Genomic DNA, 15653 nt, shown 5'->3' with positions numbered 1-15653 from the left:
GATGAAGGACGACCTGGGCGAGCCGGTTGTGCTGCACCGTCCGCCCGGGCGGGTGGTCTCCCTGGTGCCGTCGCTCACCGAGTCCATCGCCGACACCGGCCTGCTCGTCGGTGCGACCGACTGGTGCACCCATCCCGGATCGCTCGACGTGCCCCGGGTCCGCGGCACCAAGAACCCGGACCTCGGGGCGATCATCGGCCTCGAGCCCGACCTGGTGCTGGCCAACAAGGAGGAGAACCGGGAGCTCGACGTGCGCCGGCTCCGTGAGGCCGGCGTCGCGGTCTGGGTGAGCGACATCGAGAGCGTGGAGCAGGCCCTGACGTCGCTGGGCCGCGTGTTCGCCGATGCCCTGCAGCTGCCCGAGCCGCCCTGGCTCGCCGCGGCACGCACGCTGTGGTCGGGGCCGGTCCCGGAGCCGGCCCTGCGGGTCGCGATCCCCATCTGGCGCGACCCGTGGATGGTGGTCGGGTCGCGCACGTTCACCGGCGACCTGGTCCGCAGGCTCGGCATGGTCAACGTGTTCGACGACCACCCGGAGCGCTACCCGCACGTCGCGATCGCGGACCTCGACGCCCGGGACGACCTCGACCTGGTGCTGCTCCCAGACGAGCCCTATGTCTTCAGCGACACCGACGGTCCCGAGGCGTTCAGCACGACCCCGACGACGCTGGTGAGCGGCCGGCTGCTGACCTGGTACGGGCCCTCGCTGGTCGAGGCGCACGAGCGGCTGGCCTCGATCGCCGGCTGAGGTCCGGGGCGGCCACTCAGTCCCCGTCGAGCCCGCGCTCGATGGCGTAGCGGGTGAGCTCGACGCGGTTGTGCATCTGCAGCTTGGTGAGGGTGTTCTGCACGTGGTTCTGCACGGTGCGGTGCGACAGCACGAGCCGTTCGGCGATCTGCCGGTAGGACAACCCCTTGGCCACCATCTTCAGCACCTCGGTCTCGCGGTCGGTCAGTCGCTCGTCGGCAGGATCGGGCTTCGGTTCGTCGGCCATCCGCTGGAACTCGCCGAGCACCAGACCGGCAAGGCCCGCGGTGAACACGGGGTCGCCCTGCGCGACGCGGCGCACGGCACTCAGCAGCTCCTCGCGCGAAGCGGACTTCACCAGGTAGCCGGTCGCCCCGGCCTTCACTGCGGCCAGCACGTCGGCGTGCTCGCCGGAGGCGGACAGGACCAGGACCCGGACGTCGGGGTCCTGGCGGACCACCTCGGCGGTGACCTGGACGCCGTCGGGCGGCGGGATCTGCAGGTCGAGCACGACGACGTCCGGGCGTGCCGCGGGGAACCGCGCCAGCGCCTCGCGGCCGTCGGCCGCCACCGCCACCACGTCGAGGCCGGCGTCGGTCAGGTCTCGCTCGACGGCGTCGCGCCAGAGCGGGTGGTCGTCGACCACCATCACGCGGAGAGGTGCCTCGGCCTGGCTCACCAGGGTGACCCTAGGCGAGGCCCGGGCTCCGTGGGACGACGATCTCCCATTCGGTGCCGAATGCCCCGGTCACCAGGTCGGCGGTGCCACCGAGGTCGGCGATCCGGCCACGGATCGACTCGGCCACCCCGAGCCGGCCCTCCGCGGCCGCGTCCTCGAGCCGCCCGGCCGGGATGCCGGCCCCGGCGTCCCGGACCGACAGCTCGATCCGGTCGGAGGTCGCCTGGAGGAGCACCCACGCGGGCGCGTCCTCGCCGACGTGACGCTTCACGTTGTCCAGGCACGCGCGGACCACCGCCAGGAGCTCGGCGGCCGTCGTCGCCGGCAGCTCGACCGCCGATGCCGGGGTCGAGACCGTGACGGTCCCCGAGCGCTCCAGCCGGCTGAGCTCTCCGACCAGGTCCACCATCCCGGCAGGATGCGCGGCCATCGACTCCTGCGCCCGGATCAGACCGCGCAGCTCGCGCTCCTGCTCCCCCGCGAGCCGGCCGAGCTCCGCGGCCTCGCCACCGAGCTCGCGGCCGCGCCGCTGCACGAGGGCGAGGACCTGGAGGACCCCGTCGTGGACGGCGCGCGCCAGGCGGGCCCGCTCGGTTGCCATGGCCGCGGCGCGCTCGGCGACCTCGCGATCGGTGGCCATCTGCTGCAACGAGGCGCACATGAACCCGACGATCGCGCCGCCGATGACCAGCAGGAACGCGTTGCCGTAGTCCGACTGCCTGATCTGCTGGCGCAGGGAGAGGTCCACTCCCGCCAGCAGGATCCCCGCGACCAGCCCGCCGAGCCAGCGGTATTGCATCGACCACGCGAGCAACGCGCTCATCACCCAGAACCCCGGCACCGTGGCATGGAAACCACTCCCCTTCACCCACGGCGTCACGAGCAGCAGTGCCAGGGCGATCGCCAGGTCGGCGGCGAGGAGCAGATGGGTACGGCGCCGCGAGTCGGCGTACGCCCAGGTGGCGAAGCCGGTCCACAACACCATCACCACGACGCACGACGCACCCGCCACCGGGTGCTTGAAGTTGCCGGCCCGGTAGACGTCCAGCGCGACCGCGTTGACCAGCACGATGGCCCGGAGTACGGCGAGTGCACGGAAGAGGCCGTCCTGGACCGCGACCGCGGCAGGCGACGTCCAGGAGCTCACACGCCGCAGTGTGGCACCAGCGGCGCGCGCGAAGATGAGTATCCGTACCGATGTGGGGCTCCGGGTCCTGGCCGAGCACGACCCGTGGAAGGAAGCGAGCTGACTCCGGTGGAGCGAGCGGGCGCACGTCGGTGAGAATGGCCCGATGGCACGGACCATCGCGACCAACACCACCGTCGAGCTCGAGGAGCTGCTGGAGTTCGTCCGGCCCCGGCACCACATGGTGCTGATGACCCGCCGCTCCGACGGGACCCCACAGGCATCGCCGGTGACCGGCGGGGTCGACGACGCCGGCCGGATCGTGATCTCGACCTACCCCGAACGAGCCAAGACCGTGAACGCCCGCCGGCGGCCCGAAGCCTCCGTGCTGGTCCTGTCCGACGACTTCCAGGGCGCCTGGGTCCAGGTGGACGGCACCTGTGAGGTGCTCGACGTCCCCGAGTCCGTGGAGCCTCTGGTCGAGTACTTCCGCAACATCAGCGGCGAGCACCCGGACTGGGACGAGTACCGGCGCGCCATGGTCGACCAGCGGAAGTCGCTGCTCCGGATCAGCCCGACGCGCTGGGGACCGATCGCGACGGGAGGGTTCCCAGCCCGGCTGGCCGAGCATCCGTAGGGACGGTCGCGGGCGGCGTACCGGAGGCTAGGTGCAGGGCCCGTGGCCGACGAGCCGCAGGCCCTCGAGGTCGCCCGGGCCGAAGGTGGTCAGGTCGGTGACGTCCTTGTACATCAGCTCGTGCCGCGAGCCGACGTGGCCGAGGCCGAAGACGTGCCCGAACTCGTGCAGGATGACGGCCATCTCCTTGCCGTGGTCCCCGCTCCTCGCGAGGTAGGCGAAGTAGCCACGCGAGAGGGCGATGGTTCCGGCCACGAGGTGCTCGCTGCCGTTGCGGCCGGTGACGACGACGCGGCTGCCACCTACCCCGGCGACGTGGTCGGTGATCTGGGCGATCGCGTTGCCGTCCTGCCAGGAAACGCTGATCGGGTCGTCCGGGTGGACGGGGCCGGCCTCGAAGTTCCAGTTCGGCGCGTAGCCGCCGAAGACGCCCGTGACGACGATGTCGAGCCCGGTGGCGCCGCGCAGCAGGGCGACGGCCTCGCGGACGAGTGCCTCGGCGTTGGGCGGTCCTCCCGCGGGGTAGACGGCGACCTGGACCGGGCGGCAGGAGCTGTAGGTGACCGGATGGCCCTGGACCGTCCTCATGAACGAGTACGCCGGCTCGGGGTCCGTCGCGCCGAACGTGCCCACGAGCGTCACGACGGCGATCACGCCGACCACCGCGAGCGACCAGCGCTTCGACCGGCTCGGCCGGGCGGCACCGAACGGCTCAGGCTCAGGCTCGTCGGTGAGGCCGCGTCGTCGCATCTCGCGCATGATCCGCTCGTACTCGACATCGCTGATGCCCAGCTCGGCGGCGGTGGGAGGGGAGGACTGGTCCATCGCGGCCCGAGCCTAGGTGCCCCTCGCCGCGCTCGGGATGGAATCGGGGAGATCGCGCTGCCCCCGGATGACCCGTCAGGCGCCGAGGGCGGTGTAGCCGCCGTCCGCGTAGACCTCGGCGCCGGTCATGAAGGTCGAGTCGTCACTGACGCACACGGTCCGTCAAGAGCGCCAGCGCGAAAACGGAGCGGTCGGGGCTCACGCGTACAGCGTCGGGACCGCCTCCTGCGGCACCTCGACGCGCGCACCGGAGTGCAGCGACTCGACCGCGGCGAAGGCGACCACGTTGGCGACGTACCCGTCCCACGCCGACGGGCCGGGCAGCGTGCCCGCGCGGATGCCGCCGACCCACTCCGCCAGCTCGATCCGGTATGCGTCGGTGAAGCGCCCGACGAAGTCGCCGTCGACGTGCCGCCCGTCGAGGGACTCGCGGCGATAGCTGAGCCCGTACGGCGGCGTCAGCGAGACCGTGCCCGTCGTCCCGACGACCTCGGTCTGGATGTCGTAGCCGTAGCGCGCGTTGACCGAGACCTCGATGGTGACGACTGGACCACCCGCCATCTCCAGCACCACGACCTGCACGTCCTGGAGGGCTCCAGCCCCGCCCTTGGGCGCGAAGACGGTGACCGCGGCGACCCGGTCGTCGATCAGCCACGGTACGCAGTCGAACTCGTGGATCGCGGAGTTCACCAGCACACCCTCGGACGTCGCCGACGGATGCGACTCCACGTTGCGGTGCAAGCAGTGCACCGCTCGCGGCTGCCCGACCTCTTCCCGGCGGACCGCGTCCCGCAGTGCCAGGAAGGCCGGGTCGAAGCGCCGCATGAAGCCGAGCTGCAGCAGCCGGCGCCCGCCGCGGACCTCGGCCGCGACCACGGTGCGCGCGCCGTCCAGCGACGTCGCGATCGGCTTCTCGAGCAGGGTGGGCTTCCCGGCGGCGAGGCAGGCCAGCGCCAGCTCCTCGTGCAACGGGTCGGGTGCTGCGACCACGACGGCGTCGACCGAGTCTTCGTCGATCAACGACTCGGCCGACGAGGCGGCGACCGCGCCGACGGACTCGGCGACCGACTTCGCACGGTCGGCGTCGAGGTCGTAGACCGAGACGACCTGGGCCCCCGGTATCCACCGGGCGAGGGTCTCCACGTGCGCGGCACCCATCCGGCCGGCACCGACCACTCCGATCCGCATGACGGCACTCACGGCTTGACCCACCTGCGCTCCTCGAAGGACCGGACCATAGCGTGCACGAGCTCGGCGGCGACGACCGCGTCGTCGATGCCGGCACCCTGCTGGACGCCGGTGGCGATGCTCTCGGCCAGGCGGTGCGCCTCGACGACCTTCAGGTCGTCGAAGCTCATCGCCATGCCCGAGCCGGGCTGGAACCGGCCCAGCTCGCCGTCGGCCGGGGCAACCAGCCGGATCCGCCAGGCGGCGTCCTGGAAGTCCTCGTCCAGGCAGGTGCGCAGCTCGCCCATCCGGCGGAAGTCCCACGCCAGGGCACCCTCCGTGCCGCGGACCTCGATGCCGTAGGCACACTGCTCCCCCACCGCGACCCGCGAGGCGGTCAGCTGACCGCGGGCGCCGGACTCGAAGCGGAGCAGGGCCGACGCCTGGTCCTCGTTGCCGACCGGCTGCCGGTCACCGCCGCCGCGGGTGAAGTGCGACACCGCTCCGGTGGCGGCAGGTCTCGTGGCGATGAAGGTGGCCTGGTCGGCGACCAGCTCGCTGACCGGGCCGGTCACGTCGGCGCAGACGTACCGGGCGAGGTCGAGGCCGTGGCTGGCCAGGTCGCCCAGGACGCCGGTGCCGGCGTACTCGGGGTCGAACCGCCAGGAGAGGGCGCCGTCGGGGTGCGCCGAGTAGTCGGCGAGCATGCGCACCTCGACCGTCTCGACGCGCCCGAGGCGGCCGGTGCTCACCAGGTCGCGAGCCACCTCGAGGGCGGGGGCGTTGCGGTAGTTGAACCCGACGGCCGACATGACACCGGACTTGCGGACCGCGAGCGCGATCGCCGCGGTGTCCTCCGCGCTGCGGCCGGCCGGCTTCTCGATCCAGAGGTGCCGGCCCGACTCGGCGACCGGCGAGCCGATCTCGCGGTGCACGAAGTTCGGCCCGCAGACACTGACCACGTCGAGGTCGTCGCGTCCGAGCAACTCGTGCCAGTCGGCGTACGCATCCGCGAAGCCGTACGCCGTCACGGCGAGCTCGCGACGCTCCTGCTCGGGGTCGGCCATCGCGACCAGCCGCGGCCGGACCGCGCTGTCGGGGTAGTGGTGCAGCAGCCGCGCCCACGCGCGAGTGTGCACCTGCCCCATCCAGCCGAAGCCGACGACGGCGACGCCGAGGTCACGTGCCACTGTGTCGCCCGGCACCCGGGTCGGTGGGATCGCTCGCACCGAAGGTCTCGGCGACCTCGCTCTGCATGGCGCGGGCGACATCGGAGTCCGGCAGCTCGCGGCTGAGCTCGTGGCTGAGCGCCTCGAGCTCGGTGCCGCCGGCCATCATCTGGACCAGCTCCTCGAGCGGCATCTCCGCCTTCGGGAAGTTGCCCATGCTGCGACCGCGCCGCAGCAGCATGAACCGGTCGCCAACCGGGTAGGCGTGGTGCGGGTTGTGGGTGATGAAGATGACGCCGAGGCCGCGGTCGCGGGCCGCGGCGACGTACTTGAGCACGACGCCGGACTGGCGCACGCCGAGGGCGGCCGTCGGCTCGTCGAGGATCAGCACGCGCGCGCCGAAGTACACCGCCCGCGCGATCGCGACGCACTGGCGCTCGCCTCCGGACAGGGTGCCGATCGGCTGCTCGACGTCACGAAGGTCGATCCCCATCGCCGCGAGCTCGGACTTCGTGATCCGCTTCATCTGCGCCATGTCGAGCCGGCGGACCGGTCCGACTCCCTTGGTCAGCTCGGCGCCGAGGAAGAAGTTCCGCCACACCGGCATCAGCGGCACGACCGCGAGGTCCTGGTAGACCGTCGCGATCCCCAGCGCCAGGGCGTCGCGCGGCGAGGAGAAGTGCCGCTCCTCGCCGTCGACGACGAACCTGCCGTGCGTGTGGGCGTGCGCCCCCGCGAGGATCTTGATGAACGTCGACTTGCCCGCGCCGTTGTCGCCCAGCACGCAGGTGACCTCGCCGGCGTTGACGGTCGTGGTGACGCCCTGGAGGGCCAGCACGGACCCGAAGGTCTTGCCGATGTCCTCGACCTCGATGATCGAGGACCCCGGCTCGGGAAGCGGCACGGCGCTGGTCATCGCCTTCGTGGTCGTGCTCATCTCATCTGCTCCGCTCGCGTCTTGACCCAGTTGTTCACGAGGACCGCGCCGAGCAGCATCACGCCGAGGAAGGCGTACAGCCAGTCGCTGTCCCACCCGGCGTACACGATGCCCTGGCCGACCATTCCGTAGATCAGCGCGCCGAAGGCGGCGCCCACGGCGGACCCGTAGCCGCCGGTGAGCAGGCAGCCGCCGACGACCGCGCAGATGATGTAGACGAACTCCTGTCCGACGCCGGTCGTCGACTGTGCTGTCGTGGTCTTGAAGAGGTTCAGCATGCCGACGATCCAGCCGGCGAACGCCGTGGTCATGAACAGGCCGACCTTGGTCCGGAACACCGGGACGCCGACCTGGCGCGCGCTCTGCTGGGCGCCTCCGACGGCGAAGATCCAGTTGCCGGCATGCGTGCGCTGCAGCACCCAGGTCGCCACCAGCACGACGACGATCGCCCAGAACGTCGCGGCGTAGACGGTGAGGAAGCCGGTGCTGGCGACCTTCACCCAGGGCAGCCAGCTGAGGTCCAGCTTGACGTAGGAGCCGAACACCTTGGCACCGGCGTCGTAGCCGGATGCGTCCGCGAAGTTGACGACCGAGACCTGGTGGATGATCTGCTTGACGACGGCGAGGTCGACGCCGCGGAGCACGAAGAAGGTGCCGAGCGTGACGATGAAGCTGGGCAACCCGGTCTTCATCACGAGCACGCCGTTGATGAAGCCGACTGCGAGCGCCGCGACCAGCGACGCGAAGATCGCCAGCCACACGTTCCAGTGGTTGTGCGTCATCAGGATGCCGGTGATCAGGCCGGTGAAGCCGGTCATCGCGCCGGCGGAGAGGTCGAACTCACCGCCGATCATCAGCAGCGACACCGCGACCGCCATGATCGCGAAGGACGACGAGGTGTAGATCCAGGTGCTCGCACCCGAGGGCCGGGCGAAGGCCTCGGTCGAGAGGGCGAAGTACAGGAAGACGATGAGTGCCGCGACCATGGCACCCACCTCGGGCCGGCGCAGGATGGCGGCCAGCCGGGCGTTCTTCCCGACCCGCTCGTCGCGCACCTCGTGCGGCTCGTCCGGCTCGGCCACCTGCGGTGGCGCTGCTGTGGTGCTCATCAATGCCCTCCTCGGGCTCGTCGTACTGGTGGGACGGGTGGGATCCGGCCCTTGGGGACCGGACCCCACCCTCAGCTCAGCGAGTGCCGTTCTGCGCGAACTGCAGCACGTCCTGGGCGTTGTCCTTCGTGATGATCGCGGGGCCGGAGTACACCGGCTGACCGCCACCGATGTCGTTGCCGTTGAGGAGCTTCAGGTAGATCCCCGTGACACCGAGGTAGCCCTGGACGTAGGGCTGCTGGTCGATCGCGAAGGCGAGCTTGCCGTCGACGATGTTCTTGACGACGTCGGCGTTCACGTCGAAGGTGCCGACCTGGATCTTGGCGCCGGCCGCCGCGACGGCCTTCACTGCCTGGCCGGACATGTCGCCACCCAGGCTGAGGATGCCGTCGATGCTCGAGTCGGACTGGATCTTCGACTCGATGGTGGCCTCGGAGCCGGCGAGGTCGGTGTTGTCGACCTGCAGGTTCGTCATCTTGCCCGAGAACTTCGACTTGGCTCCGGCGCACCGCTGCTCGAGGCCGACGTTGCCGGCCTCCTGGATGACACAGAGCACGTTCTTCACGCCGAGGGTGGAGAGCTGCTCACCCGCGGCCTCGCCGGCGAGCGTCTCGCTCTGTCCGACGTGCGTGATCGCGCCGAAGTCCTTCCACTTGTCGATGCCCGAGTTGATGGTGATGACCGGAATGCCCGCCGCCACCGCAGCCTTGATGCTCTTCTCCAGGCCGTCCGGGTTCGCCATCGAGATGACCAGGCCCTTGGTGCCGGCTGCGACCGCGTTGTCGATCAGCGTCGCCTGCTTACCGACGTCGCCATCGCTCTGGTAGTGCAGGTCGACGCCCTCGTCCTTGCCAGCCTGGACCGCACCGGCCTTGACGACGTCCCAGAAGGAGTCACCCGCGTTGGCGTGGGTGATCACGTCGATCCGGAAGCCTCCCTTCGACGACGCGCTCGTCGCCGCCTTCGTGGTCTTGTCGGAGCTGGCGTTGTCGTTGCCACTCCCGGTGCTGCAGCCCGCGAGCGCGAGCGCCAGGGCCGCGACTCCGAGGGTCAATCCTCGTCGGAACTTCATGTGTTTCCTCCTTGTTCGACCGCGTGACGCGGACTGTCCCCCGGTGCTCGGGCACCGGACGTGTGGGGCCCTACTGGGCGGTGGGGAAGCTGAGCTGCGCTCCTTGGTGTTCGGCGTGGTCGACATGCGGCCAGCGGGCGGTGATCGCCTTCGCGCGGGTGTAGAACGAAACGCCCTCGGGTCCATGGATGTGGTGCTCGCCGAAGAGCGAGTCCTTCCAGCCCCCGAAGGAGTAGTAGGCCATCGGCACCGGGATCGGCACGTTCACGCCGATCATCCCCACGCGTACGCCGCGCTGGAACCGGCGCGCCGCCTCCCCGCTCGAGGTGAAGATCGCGGTGCCGTTCCCGTACGGGTTGGCGTTGATCAGGTCGATCGCGGCGTCGACGTCGCCGGTGCGGACCACCGAGAGGACCGGACCGAAGATCTCCTCGCGGTAGACGTCCATGTCCGTGGTGACCTCGTCGATCACGGTGGGCCCGACGAAGAAGCCGTGCTCGTGGCCTGCCACCTCGAGGTCCCGGCCGTCCACACTGATCCTCGCGCCCTGTTTCTCGCCGGAGTCGATGAGCCCGAGGATCCGGTCCCGTGCCGCTGCGGTGACCACCGGGCCCATCTCGCTGCCGGCGTCGCGCCCGGACCCGACCCGGATCGCGCGCGCCTTCTCACTGACCCGGTCGACGAGCTCGGCGGCGACACCGTCGAAGGTCACCGCCGTCGAGATCGCCATGCATCGCTCGCCGGCCGAGCCGAACGCTGCGGCCACGAGGTGCTCGGAGGCGTAGTCGAGGTCGGCGTCGGGCAGCACGACGGCGTGGTTCTTGGCACCGCCGAGCGCCTGCACCCGCTTGCCCTGCTCGGACGCGCGGCCGTGGATGTACTTCGCGATCGGGGTCGAGCCGACGAAGGACACAGCTGCGACGTCGGGGTGTTCCAGGAGACCGTCGACGGCCTCCTTGTCCCCCTGGAGCACGTTGAAGACACCGTCGGGCAGACCGGCCTGCGCCCACAGCTCGGCGAGGATCAGCGCGGCGGACGGGTCCCGCTCGCTCGGCTTGAGAACGAACGTGTTCCCGCAGGCGATCGCGACCGGGAACATCCACATCGGGACCATCGCAGGGAAGTTGAACGGCGTGATCCCGGCGCACACCCCGAGGGGCTCGCGGAACGAGTACAGGTCCACACCGCTCGAGACCTGCGCGGAGAAGTCGCCCTTGAGCAGCTGCGGGATCCCGCACGCGAACTCGACCACCTCCAGGCCACGCTGCACCTCGCCACTGGCGTCCGAGAGCACCTTCCCGTGCTCGTCGGTGATCGCCTCGGCGATCCGGCCGACGTTGTCGAAGACCAGCTGCCGGAACGCGAAGAGCACCTTGGTACGGGCACTGAGCGAGGCCTGCGACCACGACTCGAACGCGTCGCGAGCGGCAGTCACTGCCGCGTCGACATCTGCCCGGTCGGCGAGCACGACCTCCGCCTGCTGCTCACCGGTGGCGGGGTTCCACACCGCGCTGCGCCTGGCGCCCGTGCCGGCGGTGTTCGCACCGCCGATCCAGTGCTGGATGGTCCTCATGCTTCGTCCCTCTTCTCACTGGGGCTCAGGTAGCCCCGTTGTGCGGTCTTGTGGTCGTCGTACGCCGCCCTGGCGGTGCGCGTGCTCTCGAGCTCGGAGGTGTCGGCGACCGGCACGTCCCACCAGGACTCCGACGACGGGACCGGGCCGAGCGGGTCGGTCTCGATCTCGACGAGCGTGGTGCGCTCGGAGGCCCGGGCCTTCACGAGCGCCGCCCGGAAGTCCTCGATCGTGGTCGCCCGGATCACGTCGGCCCCCAGGCTGGCGGCGTTCGCGGCCAGGTCGATCGGCAGCACGTCACCGTCGAGCAGACCGGTGTCGGGGTTCCGGCGCCGGTAGCTGGTGCCGAACCGCTGCGAGCCGACCGACTCGGACAGCGCTCCGATGGAGGCGAAGCCGTGGTTCTGGACCAGGACGATCGTCAGCTTCAGGTCCTCGGCGACGGCGGTGACGATCTCCTGCGCCATCATCAGGTAGGACCCGTCGCCGACGAGCACGAAGACCTCGCGCGTGGGGTCGGCCAGCTTCGTGCCGAGGCCGCCGGCGATCTCGTAGCCCATGCACGAGTAGGCGTACTCGACGTTGTAGGACTTCGGGTCGCTCGTGCGCCACAGCAGCTGCAGGTCGCCCGGCAGGCTTCCCGCCGCCTGCACGATCACGTCGCGGGGCTCCAGCACGTCCTGGAGCGCACCGAGCACCTCCGCCTGCGCCGGGCGAGGCTCGAGCCCGAGGTGCAGCGCGCGGTCGACCTCCTCGTTCCAGGCCGCCTGGTGCTCCTGGTACGCCGTGACGTAGCCGTCCTCGACCCTCCATCCGGCCAGGGCCCCGGTGAGTGCGGTCAGGCCCTCGCGCGCATCCGCGACGACCTGGACCGCAGAGTGCTTGGCCGCGTCGAAGGAGGTCACGTTGAGGTTCACGAAGGTGACGTCCGGATCGGCGAACTGCGTCCGCGAGGCGGTGGTGAAGTCGCTGTAACGGGTCCCGAGCCCGATCACGACGTCGGCCTGACGGGCGAGCCGGTTGGCCACTGGCGTGCCGGTGGAGCCGACACCGCCCACCGCCTGCGGGTGGTCCCAGGGGATGGCGCCCTTGCCGGCATGGGTGTCGGCGACCGGGATCCCGGTCGCCGCGGCGAGCCCGACCAGCGCCGCTCCTGCTCCGGAGTACACGACGCCGCCCCCGGCGACGACGAGCGGACGGCGCGCGGACCTGATCGCCTCGACGGCCCGGCCGAGCGCCGCCGGCTCGGGCAGCGGCCGACGAACGTGCCAGACCCGCCTGGCGAACAGCTCCTCGGGCCAGTCGAACGCCTCGGCCTGCACGTCCTGCGGCAGGCACAGCGTGACCGCGCCGGTCTCGGCCGGGTCGGTCAGCACCCGGAAGGCGCCGAGGAGTGCCGAGGGCAGCTGCTCGGGCCGGTTCACCCGGTCCCAGAAGCGCGACACGGGCTTGAGCGCGTCGTTGACCGACACGTCGTACGACCGCGGGTCCTCGAGCTCCTGCAGCACCGGGTTGGCGACGCGGGTGGCGAAGAAGTCACTGGGAAGCAGCAGCACGGGCAGGCGGTTCGTGGTGGCCAGCGCCGCGCCCGTGACCATGTTGGTCGAGCCCGGCCCGATCGACGCGGTGCACGCGAGCGTCTGGAGCCGGTTGCGTGTCTTCGCGTACGCCGCGGCCGCGTGCACCATCGCCTGCTCGTTGCGGGCGAGGTAGTAGGGCAGATCGAGGTCGTCGTGGGTCGTCGCCTGGAGGAGCGCCTGTCCGAGGCCCGCCACGTTGCCGTGCCCGAAGATGCCGAAGCAGCCGGGGACGACCCGCTGCTCGACACCGTCGCGCTCGCTCCACTGGTTCGCGAGGAACCGTACGACGGCCTGGCCGACCGTGAGCCGGATCGTCATGACGTCGTCTCCCGTCCGAACGGCAGCCGCGGATCGATCTCCTGCGTGGTCCAGGTGTCGCGCACCCAGGCGTGGGCCGGATCGTCACAGATCCGCCACGCCCGCTCCTCGCCCGGCCCAGCCATCACGTTGAGGAAGTACACGGCGTAGCCGGGCGCGGCCATCGTCGGACCGTGCCAGCCGTGCGGGATCAGCACGACGTCGCCGGTCCTGACCTCGGCGAGCACGTCGATGTCGTGTCCTGGGCTCGCGTAGACCCGCTGGTAGCCCAGCCCGGGGCCCTCGGGACCGTCCTCGACCTCGAAGTAGTAGATCTCCTCGAGCTCGCTCTCGGTCGCACTGCTGCGGTCGTGCTTGTGCGGCGGGTACGACGACCAGTTGCCACCGGGCGTGAGCACCTCGCACGCGATCAGGACGTCCGCGTCGAACGACTCGGGAGTGCAGAAGTTGTTGACCTGGCGGCTCGCCTGGCCGGCGCCCCGGAGCTCGACCGGCACCGCGTCGACCGGCTGGTGGCGGAAGGGCAGGCGTCTCTCGCAGCGCGCCGAGGGAAGGGCGAAGCGGCCACCCGCCTCACTGGCCACCGTGATCTCCGCGTCGCGGGGCACGTAGGCGAAGTCGGTCGGCCCGCTGAAGACCCCGGGCCGTCCGGCGAGGGCGACGGTCTCGCCGCCGCTCCTGACCGTGCAGGCGCCCGCGAGCGGCAGCACCAGTGTCTCGGCGTCGCCGGTCGACCAGCTGCGCTGCTCCCCCGGCGCGAGCGTGAGCACGGCGAGGCCGCTGAAGCGCCAGCCGGCGCCCTCGGGCGTCACCAGCAGATCGAGGTCGTCGCGTCCGGCCGTGCCCGCCCGGAGGACGTGGCGGCTCTCGGTGATCGGGGACGTCATCACATCATCCCGACCACGGCGTCGACGGCGGAGGCCACGTCGCCATCGGGTGGATAGAGCACCGAACGGCCGACGACCATGCCGCGCACCTGCTGGTGCGAGAGCACCTTCTGCCACGTCGCGAACTGGGTGTCCTGGTCCTCGGCGACCTCTCCGCCGAGGAGCAGGACGGGGAGCGTGGAGGCAGCGAGCACCGGCTCCATGTCGTCGATGACGGGCAGCTTCAGCCACGTGTGCGCGCTGCTCCAGCCGAGGCCTGCAGCCACCGTGGCCGACCGGATCACCGCGTCGAGCGTGAGGTCGTTGCGCAGCCGGCCCTCGACCCGGTGCGAGACGAACGGCTCCACCATCGCCATCAGCTGCCGGTCGGCGAGCTGGCTCACCGCGGAGGCACAGGCTTCGAGCGTGCGCGCGGTGGCCGGGTCGTCGGGGTCGATCCGCAGCAGCATCTTGCCCCCCTGGAACCCCATCCGCTGGATCGCTGCGGCGTCGTACCCGGTGAAGCGGTCGTCGATCTCGAACGTCGTGCCGGCCAGGCCGCCGCGGTTCATCGACCCGATCACGACCTTGTCCTCCAGGACGCCCATCAGCAGGAGGTCCTCGACGACGTCTGCCGTCCCGAGGACCCCGTCGACGCCGGGCCGCGACAGCGCGGTCGCCAGCCGGTCCAGCAGCCGGCCGCGGTCGGCCATGGCCAGGCCGTCGGTCCCCGCCCTGAGGGCGCCGCGTGCCGGATGGTCGGCCGCCACCAGCATCAGCCGGCCCGTGCTCCCGACGAGGCCCACGGGCACGCGGCGCGCGCCGGCGAGCGCGGCGATCCGGCCCGGATCGCTCGCCCGTACGCCGGCCAGGTCGCGGATCTCCACGTTCACTTCGTCTCCCCCAGAAGTTCCTCGAGCTCAGCGGTCGTCGGCATCGCGTCCGCGCAGGCGAGCCGCCCGGCGACCACCGACCCGGCCGCGTTCGCGAACCGGAGGATGTGCTCCACGTCCCACCCGGCGAGCAGCCCGTGGCACAGCGCCCCACCGAACGCGTCGCCCGCACCCAGGCCGTTCACGACCTCGACCGGCACCGGCGGCACCACCACGGACTCGCCGCGACGTGCACCGAGCACGCCGGCCGGCCCCTGCTTCACGACGGCCAGCTCGACGCCGGCGTCCAGGAGCGCGGCAGCGGCACGGGCGGGATCGCGTTCGCCGACGGCGGTCTCGCACTCGTCGAGGTTGCCGACGGCGACGTCGACGAGCGCGACCGCGGCGTGGATGTGCTCGTGCGCCTCGGCCTGCGAGGACCAGAACATCGGGCGGTAGTCGAGGTCGAGGATCGTGGTGCCGTGGTCGCCCCGCGCCTTCAACGCCGTCATCGTCGCGGTCCGGGACGGCTCCTCGCACAGCCCGGTCCCGGTCACCCAGAAGACGTCGGCTGCGGCGATCGCGTCGAGGTCGAGCTCGTCCGCCTCGATGCGGAGGTCGGGCGCAGTGGGCAGACGGTAGAAGTAGAGGGGGAAGTCGTCGGGCGGGAATATCTCGCAGAAGGTGACCGGCGTGGGCAGGCCCTCGACAGCGGTGACGTACCGGTCGTCGACTCCGAAGCCGCGCAGCGCCTTGTGCACGAACCGTCCGAAGGGGTCCGCGCCGGTCCGGGTGATCACGGCCGTCGAGCGGCCGTGCCGCGCGGCCGCGACGGCCACGTTCGTGGGGCTGCCGCCGAGGAACTTCGCGAAGGTGGTGACGTCCTCGAGCGACACGCCGATCTGCTCCGGGTACACGTCGACCCCCACGCGGCCCATGGTGAGCACCTCGAAGTGCGCCGGATCCGGGGACATG

Annotated in this window: 15 protein-coding genes; 2 read left to right on the top strand and 13 right to left on the bottom strand. The window is 71.2% G+C overall.

Annotated features, from left to right (window positions below; all coding sequences use genetic code 11):
* The first annotated feature begins 1 nt into the window (after position 1).
* The gene (locus ACVW00_RS04255; protein ID WP_457109657.1) at positions 2-748 is read left to right on the top strand and encodes a helical backbone metal receptor; all 747 of its coding nucleotides are present in this window, start codon (positions 2-4) and stop codon (positions 746-748) included.
* 16 nt (positions 749-764) lie between these two features.
* Here ACVW00_RS04255 and ACVW00_RS04250 read toward each other — a convergent pair whose 3' ends face one another.
* Together ACVW00_RS04250 and macS are read right to left on the bottom strand one after the other, a co-directional pair.
* Positions 765-1397 (bottom strand): response regulator transcription factor, encoded by a 633-nt coding sequence (locus ACVW00_RS04250; protein ID WP_457113070.1) that lies wholly within the window; start codon positions 1395-1397, stop codon positions 765-767.
* Between the two features lie 40 nt (positions 1398-1437).
* A complete protein-coding gene (macS, locus tag ACVW00_RS04245; RefSeq protein WP_457109656.1) occupies positions 1438-2574 on the bottom strand; it encodes a MacS family sensor histidine kinase in 1137 nt (378 codons plus the stop codon).
* A 145-nt stretch (positions 2575-2719) separates the two neighbouring features.
* Between macS and ACVW00_RS04240 the strand changes: the two genes are divergently transcribed.
* A complete protein-coding gene (locus ACVW00_RS04240) occupies positions 2720-3190 on the top strand; it encodes a PPOX class F420-dependent oxidoreductase (protein ID WP_457109655.1) in 471 nt (156 codons plus the stop codon).
* A gap of 27 nt (positions 3191-3217) precedes the next feature.
* Here ACVW00_RS04240 and ACVW00_RS04235 read toward each other — a convergent pair whose 3' ends face one another.
* From ACVW00_RS04235 to iolC, 11 genes are all read right to left on the bottom strand, one after another.
* Positions 3218-4015 (bottom strand): hypothetical protein, encoded by a 798-nt coding sequence (locus ACVW00_RS04235; RefSeq protein WP_457109654.1) that lies wholly within the window; start codon positions 4013-4015, stop codon positions 3218-3220.
* 198 nt (positions 4016-4213) lie between these two features.
* Positions 4214-5215, bottom strand: a complete 1002-nt coding sequence (locus tag ACVW00_RS04230) for a Gfo/Idh/MocA family protein (protein ID WP_457109653.1) — start codon at positions 5213-5215, stop codon at positions 4214-4216.
* On the bottom strand, positions 5212-6372 hold the full coding sequence (locus ACVW00_RS04225) for a Gfo/Idh/MocA family protein (RefSeq protein WP_457109652.1): 1161 nt from the start codon (positions 6370-6372) through the stop codon (positions 5212-5214). The genes ACVW00_RS04230 and ACVW00_RS04225 overlap by 4 nt, the downstream gene beginning before the upstream one ends.
* Complete coding sequence (locus ACVW00_RS04220; RefSeq protein ID WP_457109651.1) at positions 6362-7288, bottom strand: ATP-binding cassette domain-containing protein; 927 nt, start codon at positions 7286-7288, stop codon at positions 6362-6364. Before ACVW00_RS04220 ends, ACVW00_RS04225 begins: the two co-directional genes overlap by 11 nt.
* The gene (locus ACVW00_RS04215; protein ID WP_457109650.1) at positions 7285-8397 is read right to left on the bottom strand and encodes an ABC transporter permease; all 1113 of its coding nucleotides are present in this window, start codon (positions 8395-8397) and stop codon (positions 7285-7287) included. Before ACVW00_RS04215 ends, ACVW00_RS04220 begins: the two co-directional genes overlap by 4 nt.
* A 76-nt stretch (positions 8398-8473) precedes the next feature.
* A complete protein-coding gene (locus tag ACVW00_RS04210) occupies positions 8474-9469 on the bottom strand; it encodes a substrate-binding domain-containing protein (RefSeq protein WP_457109649.1) in 996 nt (331 codons plus the stop codon).
* Positions 9470-9539: 70 nt separating this feature from the next.
* Positions 9540-11042, bottom strand: coding sequence for a CoA-acylating methylmalonate-semialdehyde dehydrogenase (locus ACVW00_RS04205; RefSeq protein ID WP_457109648.1), 1503 nt, complete (start codon positions 11040-11042; stop codon positions 9540-9542).
* On the bottom strand, positions 11039-12940 hold the full coding sequence (iolD, locus tag ACVW00_RS04200) for a 3D-(3,5/4)-trihydroxycyclohexane-1,2-dione acylhydrolase (decyclizing) (protein WP_457109647.1): 1902 nt from the start codon (positions 12938-12940) through the stop codon (positions 11039-11041). Before iolD ends, ACVW00_RS04205 begins: the two co-directional genes overlap by 4 nt.
* Positions 12937-13827 (bottom strand): 5-deoxy-glucuronate isomerase, encoded by an 891-nt coding sequence (gene iolB / locus ACVW00_RS04195; protein WP_457109646.1) that lies wholly within the window; start codon positions 13825-13827, stop codon positions 12937-12939. The genes iolD and iolB overlap by 4 nt, the downstream gene beginning before the upstream one ends.
* Positions 13827-14693, bottom strand: coding sequence for a Cgl0159 family (beta/alpha)8-fold protein (locus ACVW00_RS04190; RefSeq protein ID WP_457109645.1), 867 nt, complete (start codon positions 14691-14693; stop codon positions 13827-13829). Before ACVW00_RS04190 ends, iolB begins: the two co-directional genes overlap by 1 nt.
* Before the next feature lie 2 nt (positions 14694-14695).
* Positions 14696-15652, bottom strand: coding sequence for a 5-dehydro-2-deoxygluconokinase (gene iolC, locus ACVW00_RS04185; protein WP_457113069.1), 957 nt, complete (start codon positions 15650-15652; stop codon positions 14696-14698).
* Position 15653: the final 1 nt, after the last annotated feature.

The sequence above is a fragment of the Marmoricola sp. URHA0025 HA25 genome (assembly GCF_054059435.1).
This window is presented reverse-complemented; position numbering and strand designations above follow the sequence as displayed.

Excerpts from the sequence above, each read along its gene's own strand:
- ACVW00_RS04255 (WP_457109657.1), top strand. The coding sequence starts at position 2 with ATGAAGGACGACCTGGGCGAGCCGGTTGTGCTGCACCGTCCGCCCGGG.
- ACVW00_RS04250 (WP_457113070.1), bottom strand. The coding sequence starts at position 1,397 with ATGGTGGTCGACGACCACCCGCTCTGGCGCGACGCCGTCGAGCGAGAC.
- ACVW00_RS04240 (WP_457109655.1), top strand. The coding sequence starts at position 2,720 with ATGGCACGGACCATCGCGACCAACACCACCGTCGAGCTCGAGGAGCTG.
- ACVW00_RS04235 (WP_457109654.1), bottom strand. The coding sequence starts at position 4,015 with ATGGACCAGTCCTCCCCTCCCACCGCCGCCGAGCTGGGCATCAGCGAT.
- ACVW00_RS04220 (WP_457109651.1), bottom strand. The coding sequence starts at position 7,288 with ATGAGCACGACCACGAAGGCGATGACCAGCGCCGTGCCGCTTCCCGAG.
- ACVW00_RS04215 (WP_457109650.1), bottom strand. The coding sequence starts at position 8,397 with ATGAGCACCACAGCAGCGCCACCGCAGGTGGCCGAGCCGGACGAGCCG.
- ACVW00_RS04210 (WP_457109649.1), bottom strand. The coding sequence starts at position 9,469 with ATGAAGTTCCGACGAGGATTGACCCTCGGAGTCGCGGCCCTGGCGCTC.
- ACVW00_RS04205 (WP_457109648.1), bottom strand. The coding sequence starts at position 11,042 with ATGAGGACCATCCAGCACTGGATCGGCGGTGCGAACACCGCCGGCACG.
- iolD (WP_457109647.1), bottom strand. The coding sequence starts at position 12,940 with ATGACGATCCGGCTCACGGTCGGCCAGGCCGTCGTACGGTTCCTCGCG.
- iolB (WP_457109646.1), bottom strand. The coding sequence starts at position 13,827 with ATGACGTCCCCGATCACCGAGAGCCGCCACGTCCTCCGGGCGGGCACG.
- iolC (WP_457113069.1), bottom strand. The coding sequence starts at position 15,652 with ATGTCCCCGGATCCGGCGCACTTCGAGGTGCTCACCATGGGCCGCGTG.